The sequence below is a fragment of the Rhodococcus sp. ACT016 genome, assembly GCF_050477185.1.
Lineage (GTDB): Bacteria > Actinomycetota > Actinomycetes > Mycobacteriales > Mycobacteriaceae > Prescottella.
Genome location: NZ_JBEAET010000001.1, coordinates 2,263,708 through 2,284,777, shown reverse-complemented (window position 1 = coordinate 2,284,777; position 21,070 = coordinate 2,263,708). Strand labels below are relative to the sequence as shown.

The window sequence follows — 21,070 nt, the reverse complement described above, 5'->3', positions numbered from 1 at the left end:
GCCTATGAACCGGCGCGACGGAATTCGTCAGGCTGCGGGAGGATGTTTCGCCGCCCGACTTCTCCTACCCCGGTCGGAGATCTCCACCCGTCGAATGAGGCCGTCTGCGCAGCTCGCCGCGTGGAACAATGGCGCTGTGACTCGTACGAGTGATCGGCTCGAGGGTCTCGTCGAGGCGTTGCTGGATGTCACGTCGGGTCTCGAGTTGCCCGATACGCTGCGCCGCGTCGCCGCCGCGGGCATGCGGCTGACCGGGGCGCAGTACGGTGCCGTCGGCGTTCGGGACGATGTCGGCACCGGATTTCCGGCGGGACAACCGCCGACGTGCGCGTCCCTCGAGGTGCCGATCCGGGTGCGCGGTCGGGTGTTCGGGAACCTGTATCTGAGCGAGAAGCGGCAGGGAGTGCCGTTCACGGTCGATGACGAGACGCTCGTCCGTGCGCTGGCGTCGGCGGCCGGCGTCGCGATCGACAACGCCCGCCTCTACGACCAGGCGCAGGTGGGTCGGCGGCGGCTCGAGGCGCTGCAGGACGTGAGCACCGAGTTGCTGGCGGGCGGTGATCCGGAACGTGCGCTGCAACTGGTTGCCGACCGCGCGCTCGAACTCACCGACTCCGACCAGTCGTTCCTGGCGATGCCGGCCGATCCGGATGCACCGGCGGACGACGTGAACGAACTGGAGATCGCGGTGGCCTCGGGTCCCGAGTCGGTGCGCGCGATCGGTGCCCGCCTGCCGGTCATGCGTTCGAGCACCGGCCGGGCGTTCCGGATGCGCACGCCGAGCAGTTCCGACGGGCTCGAGTACGCGCCGTTCGACCGCGCGCTCGATGCGTTCGGCCCGGCGTTGATCGTCCCGCTCCGTGCCGCGGACGGGGTCACCGGTGTGCTCGTGACGATGCGGAGGCGGGGACGCCCGACGTTCGACGCGGACCAGTTGGCGCTGATGACGTCGTTCGCCGACCAGGCGGCGCTGGCGCTGCGGCTCGCGGGCGCCCAGCGCGAGAAGAACGAGTTGAACCTGCTGGCCGATCGGGACCGGATTGCCCGTGACCTGCACGATCATGTGATCCAGCGGTTGTTCGCGGCCGGGTTGTCGTTGCATGGCACGCTGGCGCTTCTCGACGGCTCACCGGATCTGCGCGACCGGATCGATTCGACGATCGACGAGTTGCAGGCCGTCATCGGCGACATCCGCGCGGCGATCTTCGACCTGCACGACGGTGCGGGTGAGCCCGCTCCCCTCGGCCAGCGGGTGCGGCGCGCAGTGGCCGATCTGACCGCGGACTGCACTATGGGAACAGATGTTCGATTTCGGGGGCGGCTCGGGGACCTGGCGCCGGTCGTCGCGGATCACGTCGACGCGGTGGTGCGCGAGGCGGTGGCGAACGCGGTTCGACACTCGGGGGCGGAGTCCGTGCGCATCGCGGTGGACGTCGGCAACCGGGTGACGGTGGAGGTCGTGGACGACGGGTGTGGTGTCGACGGTCCCGTCGAGCGCAGTGGACTGGCGAATCTGGCGGCGCGTGCCGAGGAGGTCGGTGGGACGTTCGAGGTCGGTTCGGCGGTCGGCGGAGGGACGCGGATCGTCTGGTCGGCACCCGTGGTGGAGTGAGCGGAGGGGGCTGGGCATGGTGGCGGTGGGTGCGGCGCTCGATCCTGGTTGTGAACTGTGTGCGTTGGCGGCCGCGGCCGGTGACGCCGGCGAATGGCTGCTGATGTTCACCGGTTTCGATCCGGCGACGGAGGGTCAGCGGGAGGCGCTGCTCACCCTGGCGAACGGGTTCATGGGCGCGCGGGGTGCGTTGTCGGAGTGCCGTGCGGACGCCGTCCACTATCCGGGTGTGTACGCGGCGGGGTGCTACAACCGCCTGACCTCGATCGTCGACGAGCTGCGTCACGAGGACGAGAGCCTGGTCAATCTTCCGGACTGGACCGCGGTGACGTTCCGGATCGACGGCGACGGGTGGTTCTCCCCCGCCGGCGGGTTCGAGTTCGCGCATCACCACGTGGGGCTCGATCTGCGCGGTGGGGTGTTGCTGCGGGAGTCGGTGGTCGTCGACGGGGCCGGGCGGCGGACCCGTCTGCGGCAGCGTCGGATCGTGTCGATGGCAGACGCGCACATGGCGGCGGTGGACACCGTCGTGCGTCCGGAGAACTGGTCGGGTGCGCTGGCGTTGCGTTCGACGCTGGACGGGGACGTCCGGAACATCAACGTGCCGGATCTGCGCGACTTCTCCGACCGGCATCTGACCGAGGTGACCGTGGGGGGTTACGGGTCCGACGTCATCTGGTTGCGCGCGCAGACGAGCCAGTCGCGGATCCAGGTGGCGCAGGCGGCCCGGACCCGCCTGCGGGTCGACGGGATGGGGGTGGCGGCGACGCATTCGCGCCGATACGAGCCGGAGGGCTTCAGCGACCACGTCTCGGTGGAGGTGCGGCGCGGTCAGAGTGTGGAGCTGGAGAAGATCGTCGCGGTGTACACGTCGCGGGATCGGGCGATCTCGGAGCCGTTGTCGGCGGCGCAGGAGTCGGCGCACACGTCGCGTGGGTACGAGGAGCTGCTGGCGCGGCACGTCGAGGCGTGGGATGCGCTGTGGCGGCGGTTCGCGGTGTCGCTCGACGCCGGGGTGCGGCCCCGGCTGGCGGCGAACGTGCAGATCTTCCACGTGCTGCAGACGCTGTCGCCGCACACCGCCGATCTGGACGTGGGTGTGCCGGCGCGGGGACTGCACGGTGAGGCGTATCGCGGTCACGTCTTCTGGGACGACCTGTTCGTGTTCCCGATGCTGAACATGCGGCTGCCGGAGCTGACCCGCGCGTTGCTGCTCTACCGGTATCGGCGCCTGCCGCACGCGCGACGGTTGGCGGCCGCGCAGGGGCTGCAGGGTGCGTTGATCCCGTGGCAGAGCGGCAGCGACGGCCGGGAGGAGACGCCGCGGGTGCTGTTCAATCCGCGGTCGGGGCGGTGGATGTCCGATCATTCCCGTCGCCAGTACCACGTGAACCTGGCGATGGCCTACAACGTGTGGCACTACTGGGAGGCGACCGCCGATCTGGGTTTCCTGGCGGCGTTCGGCGCGGAACTGCTGGTGGAGAATGCGCGGTTCTGGGCGAGTTTTGCGGTGTACGACCCGGCCGCGGACCGGTTCGACGTGCGTGGGGTGATGGGGCCGGACGAGTTCCACGACGGGTATCCGGACCGGCCGGGGACGGGGATCGACAACAGCACGTACGTGAACGTGATGATCGCGTGGTCGTTGGCGCGGGCGCTGGATGCGTATCGGATCCTCGGTGAGAACGAGGACGTCGGGCTGTGGGAACGGCTCGACGTCGACGACACCGAACTCGAGTTGTGGGACCGGCTGCGGCGGCGGCTGCGGTTGTGCTTCCTCGACAACGGGCTGCCGGCCCAGTTCGAGGGGTACGAGTCGCTGGCAGAGCTGGACTGGGCGGCCTATCGGGAGAAGTACGGCAACATCGGGCGGCTGGATCTGATCCTGGAGGCCGAGGGCGACAGCTGTGTCCGGTACCGGGCGTCGAAGCAGGCGGACGTGCTGATGCTGTTGTATCTGTTCACCGCGGAGGAACTGACGGCCCTCGTCCACGAGCTGGGGTACCCGTTCGATCCGGCGACGATCCCGGACACCGTCGAGTACTACCTGGCGCGGACGACGCACGGGTCGACGCTCAGCCGGGTGGCGCACGCGTGGGTGCTGGCGCGCGCCGACCGGCGGGGGTCGTGGCAGATGCTCGGCGAGTCGCTCGAGGCGGATCTGTCGGACACGCAGGGCGGAACCACGCGGGAGGGCATCCACCTGGGTGCGATGGCGGGGAGCATCGACATCCTGCAGCGGTGCTACACGGGTTTCGACATCCGCGGGGACGTGCTGTGGTTGCATCCGCTGCTGCCCGACGAGTTGCGGGTGCTGGAGTTCGACATCCGGTACCGCGATCACTGGGTTCATCTGCGGTGCGATCACAAGGAGGTGACCGTGTCGACGAAGGTGAGTGCGGCCGCACCGATCCGGGTCGACATCCACGGTCAGGAGTACGAGTTGGCGGCCGGTGAATGGGTGACCGTCGCCGCGGACGGGTCGTGAGGGGCGGTGCACATGGACGACGAGACGGGCGTGAACGAGGGCTCGGGCCGGCGCGGTGTGGTGGTCGGGGTGGACGAGTCCGACGCCGCGTTCGATGCGCTGGACTGGGCGGCGCGGGTGGCCGGGTTGCGGCGGGCGCCGCTGCTGGTGGCGCACGCGTTGCCGACGCCGGGGGTGTACCTGAACGGGGCGGCCGTCCTGGTCCAGGCGCAGTTCGACGAGCAGCTGCGGGAGTCGGCGGAGCACGTGACGGCGCGGGCGCGGGCCCAGCTGGCCGACGAGCATCCCGACGTCGAGTTCACCACTGGGATCTATCCGGGCCCGGCGGCGCCGGCGCTGCTCGACGTCGGCGCGGACGCCGCGCTGATGGTGCTCGGGGCGACGGGTGCGGGGACGATCGGCGCGGCGCTGGTGGGGTCGACGGGCCAGCGGATCGCCAATCATGCGCGGTGCCCGGTGGTGATCTGCCGGGGTGCGCGGGTGCCGCGCCCCGATGCGCGGCCGGTCGTGGTCGGGGTGGACGGCAGCGAGTCGAGTGTGTGGGCGGTGGCGGCGGCGTTCGAGTACGCGGCGTTGTTCGGTGTCCCCCTCGTGGCCGTCCACGCGTGGGGCCCGGATCGGCCGGTGGACCGGCACGGGGCATACCGGTTGGTGGATTGGCCGCAGGTGGAGGCGGAGGCGCGCGCAGTCCTCGCCGAGGGCGTCGCCGGGTGGGCCGCGCAGTACCCGGACGTCGAGGTCGACGAGCGTCTCGAGCGGCGCAGTCCGGGCCGCGTGCTGGTGGACTGGTCGCGCCGCGCGCAGTTGGTGGTGGTCGGCAGCCGGGGGCGCAGCCGGATCCGGGGTGTGCTGCTGGGGTCGACGAGCCAGAACCTGCTGCACCATGCACGGTGTCCGGTGATGGTGTGTCGCGAGTCTCGCGAGGTTCCCGAGTGACGAAGGGCCCTCCCCTGTTCCGTGGGATCGGAGTCGAATGGGGTGTGCAGCCGATTCCGTGGTTGCACGACAGCGAGGAGTGGTCATGTCGCATGTTCCCGCACGTCGCCGGTCCGTCTTTCCCGATCTGACCGAGCTGTTCGACGCCTTCCCCGTCACCGGGTTCCGTCCACCGTTCGGCGGCAACCTGATTCGGGTCGAGGACCGGGTCGAGGAGGACAAGTACGTGCTGCGGGCCGAGCTGCCCGGGCTCGATCCGGCCCAGGACATCAAGGTCAGTGTGCAGGACGGCCAGTTGACGATCGAGGCCGAACGTTCGGAGGAGAAGTCGGAGGGCGGGCGGTCGGAGTTCGCGTACGGCTCGTTCAGCCGGACGGTGACGTTGCCGGCCGGCGCGGACGAGGACCAGGTGGACGCGAGCTACTCGAAGGGGATTCTCGAGGTGACGGTCGCTCTCGTGCCGAAGGAGCGGGGCGCCAGGCACATCGAGATCAAGCCCGCCGACTGACGGTCGCCGGGCGCGGCGCCGACGGCGGTGGTCACGACGGGTTCCGCGGTGGTGGGGTCGCGGTCGGAGCGGCGCCGGTCAGCGCGCGCACCAGTTCGAGGCGGGTGATGGTGCCGATCGGGGTGAAGCCGTCGACGACGGGCACCGCGTAGGTGTCGGTGTCGGCGAGCGCGGCGGCGACGTGTTCGATGTCGGTCTCGGCGCGCATCGCCAGGACCGGGGTGGTCATGGCGTCGGCGACCACCCCGGGCACCGCGGCCGTGAGGTCGGTGGCGGACAGGGCGATCCGGATGCGCTCGAGCAGGTGGGTGGCGGTGAGGATGCCCACCAGATGTCCCGCCGCGTCGACCACCTGCAGGGTCGCTTCGGGGGCGGTGCCGAGCAGGTGGGCGGCGTGCGCGAGCGTGGCGTCTTCGCCCACGGTGACCACCCGTCGGGTCATGATGTCGCCGGCGCGCACGGCTCACTCCCCGGCTCGGGACGCGGCGCGGGCGTGGTCGAGGAGGATCCGTCGCTCCGCGGCCGCGACGACGCGGCGGGTGCGGGCCGCGGAATCGGCGGTCACCGACACCGAGGTGATGCCGCGGCGGACGAGGTGTTCGGCCAGGCGGGCATCCGTGGAGACGGTCTGCCCGCACAGCGACGTGGTCAGCCCGGCGGCGTGGGCGCGGTCGATGATGCGGTCGATCGCGTCGAGCACCGCCGGGTCCATGGTGTCGAACAGGTCCTTGCACACCTCGGAGTCGCGGTCCACGCCGAGCATCAGCTGGGTGAGGTCGTTGCTGCCGATGGAGACGCCGTCGATGCCCAGGCGCGCGTACGCGGGGATCCAGTAGGCGACCGACGGGACCTCGGCCATGATCCAGCGGTGCATGCCGCGGTCGGCGCCCAGAGGGTGGGCGTCGAGCTGGGCGAGGCATTCGGCGAGTTCCCAGCGGGTGCGGACGAACGGGATCATCAGGTGCACGTTCGGCAGCCGCCGCCGCACCCGGTGCAGCACGTCCAGGTCGAGGCCGAACAGTGCGGGTTCGCGCACGTACCGGAAGCAGCCGCGGTAGCCGATCATCGGATTGTCCTCGTCCGGTTCGACGTCGCCGCCCTCGAGCTCGGCGAACTCGTTCGAGCGCAGGTCGACGGCCCGGTAGACGACGGGGCGCGGCGCGAACGCCGCGGCGATGTGTTCGACACCAGCCGCCATCTCGTCGACGTACTCCTGGCGGCGACCGGCGGCGATCATCGCGGCGGGATGCTTGCCGCCGAGCGCGCCGGTGATCATGAACTCGGCGCGGAGCAGGCCGACGCCGTCGACGTCGGTGGCGGCCACCGCGTCGGCGGCGTCCGGGGTCGCGAGGTTGACGTACAGCGCGGTGGCCGTGGTCTCGCCGGCCCCGGCGACGGGTGTGGCCGGTTCGGTCCGGGTGGGCTGCGCGGGTGTCACGGCCCCGGCGTACACGCTGCCGCTGTCGCCGTCGACGGTGATCAGGGCGCCGTCCTCGATGACGGTGGTGGCGTCGTGGGTGCCGACGACGACCGGCCGGCCGAGTTCGCGGCCGACGATCGCCGCGTGACAGGTCACGCCCCCGCCGTCGGTGACGATCGCGGCGGCCCGGCGCAGCACGGGCAGCCAGTCCGGGCGGGTCATCGGGGCGACGAGGATGTCGCCGTCGGCAAGGCGCGCGGAGTCCGCGAGGGCGGTGAGGACGCGCGCGGTGCCGCTGGCGGTTCCCGGGCCGGCGCCGAGACCGTGGACGAGCAGCGTGCGGGTGTCGCGGGCGGGCCGGGTGTCGGCGCCGGTCGTCTCCCCCAACGTGGTGATCGGCCGGGTCTGGACGAGCCACAGCTGACCGTCCTCGACGGCGAACTCGAGATCCTGCGGGGCGCCGTAGTGCTTCTCCACGGCCGCAGCGACTTTCCCGATCTCCTGCACTCTCGCGGTGTCGAGCACCTGTCGGGTGCCCTCGTCGGGTGACAGGTCCACCCGCTGGTCGCCGGTGGGCCCGGAGCGGATCGCGAACGCCTGGCTGCCGATGTGCTTGTCCAGGAGCGAGAAATCGTCCTTCGACAGCACGTAGGTGTCGGGTTCCACCTGTCCGCCGACGATCACCTCTCCGAGGCCGACGGCGGCCTCGACGACGATGCGGTCCCGGGCGCCGGTGCGCGGATCGGCGGTGAACGCGACACCCGACGAGTCGGAGCGGACCATCCGCTGGACCACGACCGCGATCGACGGCTCGTCCTCGTAGCCGCGCAGGCTGCGGTACGTCAGCGCGCGCGGCGTCCACAGCGACGCCCAGCAGTCGCGGACCGCGTCGATCAGCGCGTCGTCGCCGACGACGTCGGTGTAGCTCTCGTGGATGCCGGCGAAGGAGGTGTCGGCGGCGTCCTCCGCGGGCGCCGAGGAGCGCACCGCGACCGGGACGTCGTCGCCGAGATCGTCGTAGGTGCGGCAGATCTCGGCGCGCATCGCATCCGGAAGGGTGACCCCGCGCACGAGGGCCTGCAGTTCCCGCGCTTCCCGGTCGAGCGCGGCGTCGTCGGCGGCCCGGCACACCGCGCCCCGGGTGGCGAGTTCGCTGCGGATACCGGCCGCGTCCATCGCGGCGAGATACGCCTGTTCGGGGATCGCGAACGCAGGCGGCACCGGGAACTGGGCGCGGACGAGTTCGCCGAGGTTGGCGGCCTTGCCGCCCACCGATGGCGCGTCCGCGGGGCCGAGGCGGTCGATCGGGGTGGTCCACCGCTGTCCCGCGGGGGACGCCTGGGCTGTCATCTGCGCTCCTCGGGGTGGATGCGGCTGCCTGTACTCAGCAAACACCCGGGGCCGTCACCGCCACAGGGCCCAAGGTCATCTGCTCGACGCGCCGGCGCGCGAAGGTCGGCGGGGACTACGGCCCTTGCCCCGGCCGACCGGCGGCGACGAGACTTGGTGAATGATGGCCCGTCCCGGAATCGAGGAGATCCGCGCGGCGGTCGCGACCGCGTGCGGTGCGCCGTCGCTGCACAACAGTCAGCCGTGGCGATGGCGCATGGCCGGCGAGTGCCTGCACCTGCACGTGGACACCGCGCGGGCCGTGCCGGTCGCGGACCCGCTGGGCCGCCAGATGGTGATCAGTTGCGGAACCGCGCTCCACCACTTAGAGGTGGCGGTCACGCGGTACGGGGTCGACGCGGTCACCGAACTGCTGCCCGATCCGGCGGATCCGATGCACCTGGCGTCGATCACGTTCGCGCCGTTGTCGGCGCAGCGGGTGGCGGCCTCCGAGGCGAAGAGCGCCGCGATGCGGCGGGCGATCGAGCTGCGGCGAACCGATCGCCGCCCGTTCGGTCCGCCCCCACCGGAGGGGGTGCGCGGGCTCGGTGCCGGCGTGGCCGAGCGGTTCGCTGTGTCGCTCACGTTGCTCGGCGCCGATGCTCAGCCGCGGATGGTGGAGGCCGCCCGGTGCACCGCGGCGGTACGCCGCTACGACCCGGCGTATCACGCGGAGCTGTACTGGTGGGCCGGGCACAAGCCGTCCGCCGAGGGAATCCCGGACACGGCCTTGCCGATGGAGGGCGCCGTCCCGGTCGGGCGGGAGTTCCCGATCGGGTCCCTCGCCGCCGCGTCTGCGGGACCGGACGAGGCGGCGCTCGCGGTGATCGGCACCGACGCCGATACCCGGCTGGACTGGCTGCGCAGTGGTGAGGCTCTTTCGCATGTCCTGCTCGCCGCCACCGCGCGCGGGCTGGCGACATGCCCGGTCACCCATCTCACCGAGGTCGCGGCGAGTCGACGCATCGTCGGCGACGCAGCCGCCGCCGGGGGCGGACGACTCACCTTCCCCCAGGTCGTGGTGCGCCTCGGCGCGGGCCGCGGCGGCGCGCTGCCGTCCACTCGCCGCCGGCCGATCGCCGAGGTGTGGGAGGGCTGATCCGCTGACGAGGCGCCGGCGTGGGCCGGCGGCTCCCGGGGTCCGCGCTCAGGGGCGGACCGGGTCGGTCACCGCCACCTCCCCCGGTCCGGTGTCCGCTGTGGCCCCGAGGACCACGCACGGGCGGCGACGGGTGTACGCGTAGGCGATCGCCTCGGGCACCGCCACCGATGCCCCGGTGAGGAGAAAGATCTGTGCGTCGGGGCTGTCCACGCTGTGTCCTCTCCGTAGGGTCACGACCGGACGATCATCAGGGGGCAGGTCGCCGAGTGCAGCAGCACCGTGCTGGTGGAGCCGACGAGCATGCCCGCGAAGCCGCCGCGGCCGTGGGTGCCGACCACCAGCAGTGCCGCCTCGGCCGCGCGGGCGCGCAGTTCGTCGGCCGAGTTGCCGCGGACGACGACACGGGACACGCGCGTCTCTGGATAGCGTTCGGCCCAACCGGCGAGGCTCTCGGCGAGGACCGCCTGCTCGGCCACCTCCACCTCGTCCCAGGGCAGGTCGAGTTGATCGTCGAACACGGTCGACAGCGTGGACGGCGACCACGTGTGCATCGCGACCAGTCCGACGCCCCGCAGCGCCGCCTCCTCGAGTGCGGCCGCCAACGCGGGTCGGCTGTTCTCGGTGCCGTCGATGCCGACGACGACCATCCCTCCGCCCGGCGTCGGCGCGGCCGGTGGACGCAGCACGACGATCGGGCAGTGTGCGTGCGCGGCGAGCGCGACCGCGACCGATCCGGCGAGTGCGGCGGTCACCTGGCCGAGCCCGCGGCTGCCGACGACCACCATGCGGGCCGACTTGGAGGCCTCGATCAGCGCGGGACGGGCGGGACCCTCGAGGACCGCGGTGGTGATCTCGGTGACCGCCGCGGCGCTGTCGACGTCCCGGGCGATCGCCGCGGCCCGGGCGAGGTGCCCGTGGACGGCCCGGTCGCGGTCGGCGAAGTAGCTCGGCGGCAGCCGGATGCCGTCGCCGTACGGGGTGGGCGCCCCCAGCGCGGAGACGAGGTGGAGCGGGCAGCCGTGCAGACGGGATTCGCGCGCGGCCCAGCCCACCGCGTCGAAGGACGAGTCGGAACCGTCGATTCCGACGACGACCGGTGCATTCGTCTCGACTGTGTCCACGGTGGAACCTCCACACACTCGAGTGCCCCCATCGTCGCCACGGTCGGCGAGCGCGGGTAGGGCCGGAAGTCACCCGCACCCCGGCGGGTCGGGCCGGGCCTCTGGACGGCCGGGATCGTCGTACCATCGGCTCATACGCACCCGGGAGGTGCCGAGATGCTGACTGTGTTCCTCGTGGACGATCACGAGGTGGTGCGCCGCGGCCTCGCCGAACTCGTCGATGCGGACGACGACATGCGGGTGGTCGGCCAGGCCGAGACCCGTTCCCAGGCGCTGGCCCGCATTCCCGCGCTGCGGCCGGATGTGGTGTTGCTCGACGTCCGCCTGCCCGACGGCAGCGGAATCGACGTGTGCCGCCAGCTGCGGACGCGGATGCCGGATCTGCGCTGCCTGATCGTGACCTCGTTCCGGGACGAGCGGGCGATGCGGGACGCCGCGGCGGCCGGTGCGAAGGGTTACGTCGTCAAGGACATTCGCGGCATGCAGTTGGTGGAGGCGGTCCGCGAGGTCGGTGCGGGCCGCACGTTGGCGCTCCCCGCGGCGCCCGCGGTCCCGCCGCGGCGGGACCCGCTGCCCGAGGACCTGACGGCGCAGGAGCGGCGGCTGCTCACGCTGCTCGGCGAGGGGCTCACGAACCGGCAGATCGCCGCGCGGATGTTCCTGGCGGAGAAGACGGTCAAGAACTACGTCTCGCGGCTGCTGGCCAAGTTGGGGGTCGAGCGCCGCACCCAGGCGGCGGTGCTGGCCGCGCGGCTGCAGGCGCGCGCGGACACGCGCTGACGGTTCCACGGCGGCTCGCGCGGGCGGTCACTGATCGCCGCGTGCGGCACAGACCCATCGGTCGGTCGCGGCGACCAGCGCGTCGTCGACCGACCCGCCGGTGTCGACCGCGGTGGCGTCCGGCCACGGGTCCGCCGCCCCGGCCATCACACGGGCGATGTCGGGGGTCGCCTCGGAGTCGTGGTCGGCGCCGCGGGCACGGAGGCGATGTTCGGTGACCTCCGGAGGGGCGACACACCGCAGCGGCACCAGATCGGCGCGGGCCGCCGCGGCGACCTCCGACGCGTGTTCGCGTCGGTCGGCGTCGGTCCAGGAGGCGTCGAGCACGACCGATTCGCCCCGGTCGAGGTGCGTGCGGGCCCGGTCCAGCAGCGCCGCGTACACGCGGGCGGTCGCCTCTCCCGAGTAGCGGCCGCGGCCGTAGCCCGGATCCGGGTCGGCGGCGCGTTCGCCGGCGAACAGCTCGCGCCGGACCGCGTCGCTCGACACCAGCACCGCGCCCACCTCCGCGGCCAGGGCCTTCGCGATCGTCGACTTCCCGGTGGCGGGCAGCCCGCCGACGAGCGCCAGCCGGACGGCGCCGCGGTCCAGGTGGTCCTCGGCGAGGGCGGCGTGGCGCAGCGCGTCGCCCGCCGACTCCTCCCGGCCCTGCAGGTAGCGGACGCAGTCGACCTTGGCCCGCATGAACGCGCGGTACGCGACGTAGTGGTGGCGCAGCGACGCCGGCGCCGGGTCGTCGGCTGCCCCCGTGTACCGGTCGAACAGCCGCGCGGCCAGATCTGCTCGGCCCAGGAACTCGAGATCCATTGCCAGACAGGCGATATCGTCGATCTCGTCGAGGTAGCGGAGCCGGTCGTCGAACTCGAGGCAGTCCAGAATGCGCGGGCCGTCGTCGAGCCAGAAGATGTCGTCGGCCAGCAGGTCGCCGTGCCCGTCGACGATGCGGCCGGCGTCGATGCGCTCAGCGAACAGCGGGCCGCGACCGTCCAGGTAGCGCAGCACGCGCCGTTCGAGTGCGTCGAGCCGGCCGTCGTCGAGGACGTGTTGGTCGAGCGCCCGCGTCTCGCGAATGTTGTTGCACCACCGCCGGCGAACGGCGTCGACGGTGCCCTCGGCCGCGATCTCGGCCCCGCGCTGCGCCCCGGCGTGGAAGCGGGCGACGGTGTCGGCGATCGCGTCGATCCGGGCCCCCACATCGCTGCCCATCGTGCCGTCGCGCACCAGCGTCGACAGCCGGGCTGCCTCGGGCATCCGGCGCATCACCACCAGCGGTTCGCCCTCCCCGGTGGCCGGGTCGGGCAGTTCGACGACACCGAGATACACGTCGGGGGCCAGGCGCCGGTTCAGTTCGATCTCACGTGCGCACACGGCGCGCCGGGCGTCGCGGGTGCGGAAGTCGAGGAACTCGGTGCGGATCGGCTTCTTCGCCTTGTACACGCGGTCCCCGAGGAGCAGCACGACTCCCGAATGCGTCTCGTGTAGCGCGCCGTACGGCTGGTCGGCGGTGACATCCACCGGTCGTCAGTCGGCCTCGCCGTGCTCGTCGTAGTGGCCCTCGTGCTCGGCGTGCCGGTGGCCGTCGTGGAGGTAGTCGACGTGGTCGCCGTGCTGGATCTTCTCGTGTCCGCAGTTCTCGCCGTGGACGTGCGGGTGATCGGACGGGTCGTGCGGATGATGTTCGGACGATGTCATGACCCCTGCCTCTCGATCGTCTCCACTCTGACGCTGTCCACGCTAGTGGCGTCGGCGGCGCCGTGGTAGCGATTCTCGATCTATCGGTACCGCTCGGCGTCGCGGGCCATCGCGACGAGTCGCTCCGCGAGATCGGTGAGCTCGGTGCGGTCGGCGTCCTCGGCGATCGCGGTGGCGATGTCTTCCGCGGCGCAGCGCAGTTCGAACATCCGGTCGGACAGCGCCGACGCCTCCTCCGCGGTGAGCACGACCGCGTCGGCCGGGATCGAGGTCCCCTTCACGGCGTTGCGCTGCTCGTAGGCGCGTTGGCGGCACGACTGACGGCAGTACCGGCGACGGCGGCCGACTGCCACCGAGGCGACGTCCCGCCCACACCACGCGCACGAGACGGGTTTGCGGGAAGCTGCGGCCATGGTCGAACACCTTACTGCGGGCCGCCGGACACGGCCCCGGTAAGATGGTGCGGCCGCATGCACGGAAATCTCGGGAACGATTCGGGATTTCGGGACGTTGTAGATGGTTGTGAACGCTCGGTGAGCCGCTCGAGGCGACCTGGCGCGGTGACGAACGAAGAGAGGACACACCATGGCAGATCGTGTACTTCGAGGCAGTCGACTCGGAGCGGTGAGCTACGAGACCGATCGCGACCACGACCTGGCACCCCGCCGCATCGCCCGGTACCGGTGCGACAACGGCGAAGAGTTCGACGTCCCGTTCGCGGACGAAGCCGAGATCCCCGGCACCTGGCTGTGCAAGAACGGCCTCGAAGGCACCCTCCTCGAGGGCAGCGCGCCCGAGGTGAAGAAGGTCAAGCCCCCGCGCACCCACTGGGACATGCTGCTCGAGCGTCGTTCGGTCGAGGAGCTCGAGGAGCTGTTGAAGGAGCGCCTGGACCTGCTCAAGGCCAAGCGTCGCGGCGCGTAACGACCGCACACAGATCCCAGTCCGGCGCCGCCACGGTCATCCGTGGCGGCGCCGGACTGTTTCCGGACCGAAACGGGTCCGGTCAGCAGTTGCGCGGTGCCGGCTCACCCCGGAACCGCGCGTCGAGGTACTCCAGCGCCCTCGGCGCCCCGAGCACCGCGGTGGTGAGGTGGTCCGGGCTGGGGAACAGTTCCGACTCGACGGTCGCACCTGCCCGGCAGTACCGCCGGATCGTGGCGTCGATCGAGTCGACCGGAATCAGGGCGTCCGTGGGGCTGTGCCATTCGAACACCGGGGCGGTCGGCACCCCGGGGTAGTCCTCGACGCTGTTGTCGGCGAGCACCGCCGCGGCGGCCGGGCTGTCGAGCAGGCCGGTGGTCGTCGAGATCTCCGCCGCGCTGTGCCCGGCACCGGTCGCGAGGATCTGGTTGGTGCACGCGTTCGCGACGGCGTCGCGCATCGCGATGCCCCGCGCGTTGAGCTGGTCGCTGACGGGCAACTGGTTCGGGTACTCCCGCTCGAGTCCGATCGCGGCGGCCAGCGCCAGCCCGAACACCGGGTGCGGTGCGGTGCCGAGCGCCTGCGCCATCTTGCCGAGGTTCATCGGGACCCCGCCCTCGGCGACCCCGACGATGTTCAGCTCCGGCGCGTAGGCCGGAGCGAGGGCTGCGGCGAACGCGGTGGCCATGCCGCCGCCGGAGTATCCCGCCATCGCCACCGGGCTCGCTCCGAGCGCCAACTCGGGTACCCGCTGCGCCGCCCGGATGCCGTCCAGGGTGATCTGTCCGCCGAGTCGGGCCGCCCCGTACGCGCTGTCGGGCCCGAGATGGTCGGGCAACGCCACCGTCCAGCCGCGCGCGAGCGCGATGTTGAGGGCCGGGGCCTCGCGGATCGTCAGGTCGGGGTCGTCGGTGTACAGCGCGCGTGACGGCGCGCACCGGGTGCCGAGCGCGTTGACGATGTGCTGGTACGACAGCAGCGGGCCGTTCGGGCTCCGATTCTCCGGTGCCAGGATCGTCGTGACCGCGGCGATGGGCGCGTTCTGCGAGTTCGTGGATCGGAATGCGATCTGCCACACCGCGGTGTTCGGGAAGAACGGCAGCGGCGGCATCCGCCGCACCGCGAGGACGTCGCCCGGCGACCGCGCGGCGAGGCCGTCGGGGGTGCCGTAGAACCCGTCCGCGTCGGCGACGGGATACAACGGCGCCGCGGACGCCGCGGTCTGCGCGAGCACCGTCGAACACCCGATCACGAGGGCTGCCGCGACGGCCCTACCTACTCGACCGCGTCTCCGTGCCGGCGACGGCGACAATCGCGGTGACAGCATCCACAAACCCCCTCGGACTGCATTTCCACATTTGGTGTGTTCCTGCCGGACCTCGCATTTCGACGGCCGCCGGCGTCCGTTCCGATGCTGTTTCGGACCGAACGGCGAGCCAGCCTATGCGACGCCGTCGGGTTTTCTGCGGGGATGCGCGAACCACTTTGTGGCGACGAATGATTCGAGGCGTCGGATACCGCATGATCGGCTGCGGCGCAACCGAATCCGGACACATCGGGAGCGGTCGTGATCGGTCCGTCACCGAACCGGACGCACCGGGTGTTCAGCCGGAATCGATCGTCGGCGAAGATTCGCCACTTCTACCTACCCATGACATCATGGAGAGAACGTACGCAGCTTGGCGAATATCGCGGCTGACGCGAGGGTTCACTGAACTCGAGGAACTGAGGGACTACCGCGCCGGTCCAGCACACGTAAGGCGAGGTGGCGCATGGACGACACCAGCGGCTCGACCAGAGCCAACACCTCAGAAGAGCCCCCGGCGGGAATGCTCTCGAACCAGCAACCCGAGCTCGAGCGCCTGCGGGCGGAGCTCGACGCGATCGACGGTCGGCTTCTCGAGGACATCCGCGCTCGTGTCGGCGTGTGCGTCCGCATCGCAGAGGTCAAGCGGCGGCAAAGCATTCCCATGATGCAGCCTCACCGGGTGGGTCTCGTGCAGACCCGCGCCGAACGGTTCGCACAGGCGAACGGGCTGTCCCCGGAGTTTCTGCGACGGTTGTACGACGTGATGATCGCCGAGACCTGCCGGGTCGAGGACGACGTCATAGGGCCCGACGGTGGCCCCAGGCGCGCAATGGGCTGATGGATCATGTCGACGCGAACCCTGCTCATCGACAACTACGACTCGTTCACCTACAACCTCTACAGCCTGCTGTCGGAGGTGAACGGAATACCGCCGCACGTGGTGAAGAACGACGCCGACTGGGCGTCGGTTCCGTTGGACGACTTCGACAACATCGTCATCTCCCCCGGGCCGGGACGGCCGGACCGCAAGCGCGACTTCGGGATCAGTGCCCGGGCGATCGCGAACCGGGAGGTGCCGGTGCTCGGGGTGTGCCTGGGGCATCAGGGGTTGTGCCACCTGTTCGGCAGCACCGTCGGACTGGCGCCGGTGCCGATGCATGGCCGGCTGTCGTCGATCCGGCACTCCGGACGCGGAATCTTCACCGGTGTGCCGTCCCCGTTCCGGGCGGTGCGCTACCACTCCCTGATAGTCGAGGATCTGCCGCCGGAGCTCGAGCCGCACGCATGGACCGACGACGGTCTGATCATGGCCGCCAAGCATCGAACGGACCCGTTGTGGGGTGTGCAGTTCCATCCCGAGTCGATCTGCACGCAGTACGGGCACGACCTGCTGGCGAACTTCCGGGACCTGTCGCAGGTCCGTGAGGACTCGCCGCCGCGCCGCCGCGCCCGACCCGCGGTTGCGGTCGAGCCGCCGGCCGAATCCCCCGCCCCGCCGCCGAAGTACGTCGTCCACAGCCGACGCGTGGACCGGGCGGTGGATCCGCAGGCGGTCTACGCGCGGCTGTTCGCGGAGGGTGCGGGCAGCTTCTGGCTGGACGGGAGCGCCGCGATCGAACCGGAGTCGCGGTTCTCGGTGCTGGGCGACTGTTCCGGGCCGCTGGCCGAGTACCTCACGTACCGGGTCGCCGAGACGACCGTGTGCGTCCACCGGGCGGGCCGCCCGGTGGAGCAGGTCCACCAGCGCTTCTTCGACTACATCGACCGACAGCTGCGGGAGCGGGCGGTGCCCGCGATACCCGACCTGCCGTTCGCGTTCGGGCTCGGGTACGTCGGCTACCTCGGCTACGAGCTCAAGGCCGACGCCGGCAGCCAGCTGGTCCACACGTCGCCGACCGCGGACGCGGCGTTCGTGTTCGCCGACCGCGCGGTGGTGATCGATCATCTCGGCGGCGCCTGCTACCTCCTGGCGTTGAGCGAGGACCCGCAGGATCCGCGGGTGCCGGAGTGGTTCGCGCACGTCGAGGCGGAGATCCGGGAGCTCGACGAGGCCGTCGAGGCGCCGCCGCCGCACCCGCTGGTCAAGCTCGAGGAGGACACCAAACCGCGGCTGCGCCACGGCAACGAGGAGTACCTGGCGCTGATCGGGCAGTGCCTCGACGAGATCCGGTCCGGCGAGTCCTACGAGGTGTGCCTGACCAACGCGGCGACCGTCGACCGGGCGATCGATCCGCTGCAGAGCTACGAGACGCTGCGGGAGATCAGCCCCACCCCGTACAGCGCGCTGCTGCAGTTCTCCGGCGTGTCGGTGCTCAGTGCCTCGCCGGAGCGGTTCCTGCGGATCGGCGCCGACCGGGTGGTGGAGTCCAAGCCGATCAAGGGAACCCGTCCGCGGCACGCGCGGCCCGCGGAGGACGCGGCGCTGCGCCAGGACCTGCTCGACAGCGAGAAGGACCGCGCCGAGAACCTGATGATCGTCGACCTGGTGCGCAACGACCTGTCCCGCGTGTGCGTGCCCGGGTCGGTGCACGTACCCAAGCTGTTCGACGTGGAGACCTACGCGCCGGTGCACCAGTTGGTGTCGACGGTGCGCGGTACCCTGCGCGACGACGTCTCCAGCGTCGACTGCGTGCGCGCGGCCTTCCCCGGCGGCTCGATGACCGGTGCGCCGAAGCTGCGGACCATGGAGATCATCGACAAGCTCGAGGAAGGTCCGCGCGGGGTGTATTCCGGTGCCATCGGCTACTTCTCGATCAACGGCACCGCCGACTTCTCGATCGTCATCCGCACGATGGTGGCGACGGAGGACCGGGTGACGTTCGGTGTCGGCGGCGCGATCGTCGCGCTGTCCGACCCCGACGAGGAGCTCGAGGAGACGATGGTCAAGGCCGTCACGATGCGGCGCTGCCTGTCGGCTACATCCAAAGGTGCTACTACCGAGGAGATTTCACTCGATGATGACGCGCACTGACTCGGAGGCCGCGCAGGTCGCGGTCGTGGGCGGTGCGGGTGCGGTCGGTGCGATGCTCGCTGCCCTGGCACGTTCGGACGGCGACGAGGTGACCGTGATCGACCGGGTCCGCCCGGACGGCGGCGCGGCCCTGATCGGTGACGTCACCGCGCCGTCGGGTCCGGTGCGCGCCGTCCTCGCCGATGCCGACACGGTGGTGCTGGCGCTGCCCGAGACCGTCGCGGTCGCCGCGGTTCCCGTCGTCGACCGTGCCATGCGGCGCGGGGCGCTGCTGGTGGAGACGCTGTCCGTCAAGACGCGGATCCACCAGGCGCTGCGGGACGGCGCCCCGGAACGCCCTGCGGTGGGGATCAATCCGATGTTCGCGCCCGGGCTGGGCATGGCGGGCCGGCCGGTGGCGGCGGTGGTGCACCACCCCGGACCCGTCGTCGACCGGTACCTCGATGCGGTCGGCAGCTGGGGCGGCCGGGTCGTTCGCCTCGACGCCGCCGAACACGACCGCGTCACCGCGTCCACGCAGGCGCTCACCCACGCGGCGGTCCTGGCGTTCGGGCTGGCCCTCGCCGACACCGGTGTCGACTCCACCGTGTTGGCGGCGACGGCTCCCCCACCGCACACGACGCTGCTCGCGCTGCTCGCCCGGGTCGGCTCCGGCGTCCCGGAGGTCTACCACGACGTCCAGGCCGGCAACCCGGCGGCGAGCGAGGCGCGAAAGGCGCTGGCGTCGGCGCTCACCCGGTTGTCCGAGACGGTCGAGCGCGGCGACGACCGTGCCTTCGCCGATCTCATGGCCGATGCCGTGCGGCCGCTCGGCGACCGCCTCGCGGGCTATCGCGCGACGTGCGCCGCGGTGTTCGAGCAGCTGCGGGACCCACCGCCGGAAGGAGGATCGCCGTGACCGCCAACCCGTTCGGCGACGAGGCCGCCGAGAACGAAACCCTCCTGCGGCTGCCGTCGTTGCCGCCGTTCGATCCGGGCGACCCGGTCGAGAGCGCGATCATCAGCGGGCTCGCGAACAGCTGGCCGCGCCGGGCCACCGTCAAGCGCCCCGAACCCGACCTCGACGACCTGTTCGACGCGGAAAAGGACGACTACCCGGTGCAGTTGATCCCGTTCCACGACGACGACCGCTTCCGTCGCCTCGACGAGCCGACCCGCGCCCGCGTCCTGGCCTGGGCGTGGATCGCCTACAACAAGAACGTTATGGACGTCGAGCAGTACGTCGTCAATCCCGGGTTCCGGCTGCTGTCACAGGACGCGTTCGGCACCGGGCTCGGCGACATCCTGACCGTCGCCACGCTGCAGGCGATCGTGGACGAGCAGTACCACACGCTGATGCACCTGAACGCCAGCGCGCTCACGCGGCGACGCCGCGGATGGAACCTGCCGGAGCGGCGACTGCCGTACGGCCCGACGGTGCGCGGGCAGCGCGCGGCGGTCGCGAAGGCCGACACCCCGCGCGAATCGGCGCTGGTCAGTTTGGCATTCACCACGGTGGCCGAGACGTCGATCAGCTCGTACCTGGGGCTGATCACCGGCGACGAGAACGTCCAGCCGGTGAACCGGTCCACCGTGGTGCTGCATCGACGCGACGAGTACTGCCACGCGTCGATCGCCGGGGAACTGCTGAAGATCGTCTACGAGCGGCTCGGCACCGATGACCGGCGAATCCTGTTGGCGGGTCTCGCCGTCGCTCTCGAGGCGTTCAGCGCCAACGACTTCACGACGTGGACGACCGTGATGGACGCCGAGGATGTCCGCGACGGCGGGGCGCTGGTGGCCGACGCCGCGCACGACACCGCGCGTCGGAAGCTGGTCCAGGACTGCGGTGTGATCCGGCGCCTGTGCGACGACCTGGGGGTGGCCGACGAGGTCCCCTACGAGTGGTGACCTCCGCGGCGGTCGCCCACCGGCCACGTCGGAGTCACAGGAGGGCGACCACCTTCTTCGCCGTCTCCGCGGCCGACCCGGGGTTCTGCCCGGTGACGAGGTTGCCGTCGACCACGGTGTAGGAGACGAACGGCAGCTTGGCCTTCCGATAGAGGGCGCCGCGCCGCTTCATCTCGGCCTCGGCGTTGTAGGGCACGATCTTGTCCACCCGGGCGAGGACTTCCTCCCGCCAGGCGAAACCGGTGACCTTGCGACCGGCGACGAGGTCCTGGTCGAATCCGTGCTGTTCGAATACCTGCCAGGCGTGCGTCAGCTCGGACAACCACAGGCCGGTCGGACGAGACGGGTCGTCGTAGTGGCCGACGTTCGTGACGACGATCAGGATGCGCTTGCTCATGTGTGGTCGTCGTCCGCGAATCGTCCGAGCAGATCCGACACCGTCACGGTGTGGCGTTCATCCACGCGTCGAAGGCGGGCTGCACGTTCGGGTTCGACTGCGTGATGCCGTTGTAGGCGCCGATGGCCGCGCCGATGCCGGTGCCGACGATGCAGCCCGCGATGAAGTTCGGGAAGATCGAGACGCAGCCGATCGCGAGTCCGACGCCGGCCCCGGTGGCCATGCCGGCCGCACCGCCTCTGTCCCACCCGATACTGATCTCCCGCATCAGGTCGTCCTGCGCCGTCTGTTTGTCGACGACGGGTTGCGCGAGCGGTACGGAGATATCGCCCGAGACGGCCTGTCGGGCGGGTGTCGCGTAGGCGGTGCCGGCCCCTGCGCCGAGCGCAGCGACGACGAGAACCGATGCGGCCGATGCCTTCAGAAGTTTCATGGCGGTCTCCAAACTGTGTGGACGGAAGGCAGTCCGGTTGTGTCGACGCTAGTATCCGGGCGCCTCCTTCGCCAGGAATCGGCGGTCTTCGGTTTGTA

At 71.2% G+C, this 21,070-nt stretch carries 21 protein-coding genes; 11 read left to right on the top strand and 10 right to left on the bottom strand.

Annotated elements, in window-relative coordinates; all coding sequences use genetic code 11:
- The first annotated feature begins 136 nt into the window (after positions 1-136).
- The 4 genes from ACQ5DX_RS10570 to ACQ5DX_RS10555 all read left to right on the top strand — a co-directional run bounded on the left by ACQ5DX_RS10570 (position 137) and on the right by ACQ5DX_RS10555 (position 5,544).
- Positions 137-1,612 carry a GAF domain-containing protein gene (locus ACQ5DX_RS10570; protein ID WP_430332582.1) on the top strand — a complete coding sequence of 492 codons (1,476 nt, stop codon included), beginning with the start codon at positions 137-139 and terminating at the stop codon, positions 1,610-1,612.
- Between the two features lie 16 nt (positions 1,613-1,628).
- The gene (locus ACQ5DX_RS10565; protein WP_430332581.1) at positions 1,629-4,100 is read left to right on the top strand and encodes a glycoside hydrolase family 65 protein; all 2,472 of its coding nucleotides are present in this window, start codon (positions 1,629-1,631) and stop codon (positions 4,098-4,100) included.
- Positions 4,101-4,112: 12 nt separating this feature from the next.
- On the top strand, positions 4,113-5,036 hold the full coding sequence (locus ACQ5DX_RS10560; RefSeq protein ID WP_430332580.1) for a universal stress protein: 924 nt from the start codon (positions 4,113-4,115) through the stop codon (positions 5,034-5,036).
- 85 nt (positions 5,037-5,121) lie between these two features.
- Positions 5,122-5,544: an Hsp20/alpha crystallin family protein gene (locus tag ACQ5DX_RS10555; RefSeq protein ID WP_430332579.1), complete on the top strand. Its 423-nt coding sequence runs from the start codon at positions 5,122-5,124 to the stop codon at positions 5,542-5,544.
- 31 nt (positions 5,545-5,575) lie between these two features.
- On the opposite strand, the gene ACQ5DX_RS10550 is transcribed toward ACQ5DX_RS10555, so the two are convergent.
- Both ACQ5DX_RS10550 and ppsA read right to left on the bottom strand, forming a co-directional pair.
- Complete coding sequence (locus tag ACQ5DX_RS10550; protein ID WP_430332578.1) at positions 5,576-6,004, bottom strand: CBS domain-containing protein; 429 nt, start codon at positions 6,002-6,004, stop codon at positions 5,576-5,578.
- 3 nt (positions 6,005-6,007) lie between these two features.
- Positions 6,008-8,314 (bottom strand): phosphoenolpyruvate synthase, encoded by a 2,307-nt coding sequence (gene ppsA / locus ACQ5DX_RS10545; RefSeq protein ID WP_430332577.1) that lies wholly within the window; start codon positions 8,312-8,314, stop codon positions 6,008-6,010.
- Between the two features lie 160 nt (positions 8,315-8,474).
- Between ppsA and ACQ5DX_RS10540 the strand changes: the two genes are divergently transcribed.
- Positions 8,475-9,452 (top strand): Acg family FMN-binding oxidoreductase, encoded by a 978-nt coding sequence (locus tag ACQ5DX_RS10540; RefSeq protein WP_430332576.1) that lies wholly within the window; start codon positions 8,475-8,477, stop codon positions 9,450-9,452.
- A gap of 48 nt (positions 9,453-9,500) precedes the next feature.
- Here the strand turns inward: ACQ5DX_RS10540 and ACQ5DX_RS10535 are convergent, their stop codons facing one another.
- Together ACQ5DX_RS10535 and ACQ5DX_RS10530 are read right to left on the bottom strand one after the other, a co-directional pair.
- Positions 9,501-9,665, bottom strand: a complete 165-nt coding sequence (locus ACQ5DX_RS10535; RefSeq protein ID WP_430332575.1) for a hypothetical protein — start codon at positions 9,663-9,665, stop codon at positions 9,501-9,503.
- Between the two features lie 20 nt (positions 9,666-9,685).
- Positions 9,686-10,576, bottom strand: a complete 891-nt coding sequence (locus ACQ5DX_RS10530) for a universal stress protein (RefSeq protein WP_430332574.1) — start codon at positions 10,574-10,576, stop codon at positions 9,686-9,688.
- A gap of 156 nt (positions 10,577-10,732) precedes the next feature.
- Between ACQ5DX_RS10530 and ACQ5DX_RS10525 the strand changes: the two genes are divergently transcribed.
- On the top strand, positions 10,733-11,356 hold the full coding sequence (locus tag ACQ5DX_RS10525) for a response regulator transcription factor (RefSeq protein WP_430332573.1): 624 nt from the start codon (positions 10,733-10,735) through the stop codon (positions 11,354-11,356).
- Positions 11,357-11,383: 27 nt separating this feature from the next.
- Here ACQ5DX_RS10525 and ACQ5DX_RS10520 read toward each other — a convergent pair whose 3' ends face one another.
- The 3 genes from ACQ5DX_RS10520 to ACQ5DX_RS10510 all read right to left on the bottom strand — a co-directional run bounded on the left by ACQ5DX_RS10520 (position 11,384) and on the right by ACQ5DX_RS10510 (position 13,461).
- A complete protein-coding gene (locus ACQ5DX_RS10520) occupies positions 11,384-12,871 on the bottom strand; it encodes an AAA family ATPase (RefSeq protein ID WP_430332572.1) in 1,488 nt (495 codons plus the stop codon).
- A gap of 6 nt (positions 12,872-12,877) precedes the next feature.
- Positions 12,878-13,048, bottom strand: a complete 171-nt coding sequence (locus tag ACQ5DX_RS10515; RefSeq protein WP_430332571.1) for a zinc transporter permease — start codon at positions 13,046-13,048, stop codon at positions 12,878-12,880.
- Positions 13,049-13,128: 80 nt separating this feature from the next.
- Complete coding sequence (locus tag ACQ5DX_RS10510; RefSeq protein WP_430332570.1) at positions 13,129-13,461, bottom strand: hypothetical protein; 333 nt, start codon at positions 13,459-13,461, stop codon at positions 13,129-13,131.
- 172 nt (positions 13,462-13,633) lie between these two features.
- On the opposite strand from ACQ5DX_RS10510, the gene ACQ5DX_RS10505 reads away from it, so the two are divergent.
- On the top strand, positions 13,634-13,972 hold the full coding sequence (locus ACQ5DX_RS10505; protein ID WP_430332569.1) for an RNA polymerase-binding protein RbpA: 339 nt from the start codon (positions 13,634-13,636) through the stop codon (positions 13,970-13,972).
- Positions 13,973-14,054: 82 nt separating this feature from the next.
- Here the strand turns inward: ACQ5DX_RS10505 and ACQ5DX_RS10500 are convergent, their stop codons facing one another.
- Positions 14,055-15,299 (bottom strand): lipase family protein, encoded by a 1,245-nt coding sequence (locus ACQ5DX_RS10500; protein ID WP_430332568.1) that lies wholly within the window; start codon positions 15,297-15,299, stop codon positions 14,055-14,057.
- A 445-nt stretch (positions 15,300-15,744) separates the two neighbouring features.
- Here ACQ5DX_RS10500 and ACQ5DX_RS10495 point away from each other — a divergent pair, with 445 nt between their 5' ends.
- Genes ACQ5DX_RS10495 through ACQ5DX_RS10480 form a run of 4 tightly spaced genes read left to right on the top strand, consistent with a single transcriptional unit; the run spans position 15,745 to position 20,142 of the window.
- Positions 15,745-16,119 (top strand): chorismate mutase family protein, encoded by a 375-nt coding sequence (locus tag ACQ5DX_RS10495; protein ID WP_430332567.1) that lies wholly within the window; start codon positions 15,745-15,747, stop codon positions 16,117-16,119.
- A 6-nt stretch (positions 16,120-16,125) separates the two neighbouring features.
- Positions 16,126-18,252 carry an aminodeoxychorismate synthase component I gene (gene pabB / locus ACQ5DX_RS10490; RefSeq protein WP_430332566.1) on the top strand — a complete coding sequence of 709 codons (2,127 nt, stop codon included), beginning with the start codon at positions 16,126-16,128 and terminating at the stop codon, positions 18,250-18,252.
- Positions 18,236-19,150 carry a prephenate dehydrogenase dimerization domain-containing protein gene (locus ACQ5DX_RS10485; RefSeq protein ID WP_430332565.1) on the top strand — a complete coding sequence of 305 codons (915 nt, stop codon included), beginning with the start codon at positions 18,236-18,238 and terminating at the stop codon, positions 19,148-19,150. Before pabB ends, ACQ5DX_RS10485 begins: the two co-directional genes overlap by 17 nt.
- Positions 19,147-20,142, top strand: coding sequence for an AurF N-oxygenase family protein (locus ACQ5DX_RS10480; protein ID WP_430332564.1), 996 nt, complete (start codon positions 19,147-19,149; stop codon positions 20,140-20,142). Before ACQ5DX_RS10485 ends, ACQ5DX_RS10480 begins: the two co-directional genes overlap by 4 nt.
- Before the next feature lie 34 nt (positions 20,143-20,176).
- Here ACQ5DX_RS10480 and ACQ5DX_RS10475 read toward each other — a convergent pair whose 3' ends face one another.
- Both ACQ5DX_RS10475 and ACQ5DX_RS10470 read right to left on the bottom strand, forming a co-directional pair.
- Positions 20,177-20,539 (bottom strand): hypothetical protein, encoded by a 363-nt coding sequence (locus tag ACQ5DX_RS10475; RefSeq protein WP_430332563.1) that lies wholly within the window; start codon positions 20,537-20,539, stop codon positions 20,177-20,179.
- A 43-nt stretch (positions 20,540-20,582) separates the two neighbouring features.
- Entirely contained in the window at positions 20,583-20,972 is a 390-nt protein-coding gene (locus ACQ5DX_RS10470) for a hypothetical protein (protein ID WP_430332562.1), read from the bottom strand.
- Positions 20,973-21,070 lie beyond the last annotated feature (98 nt).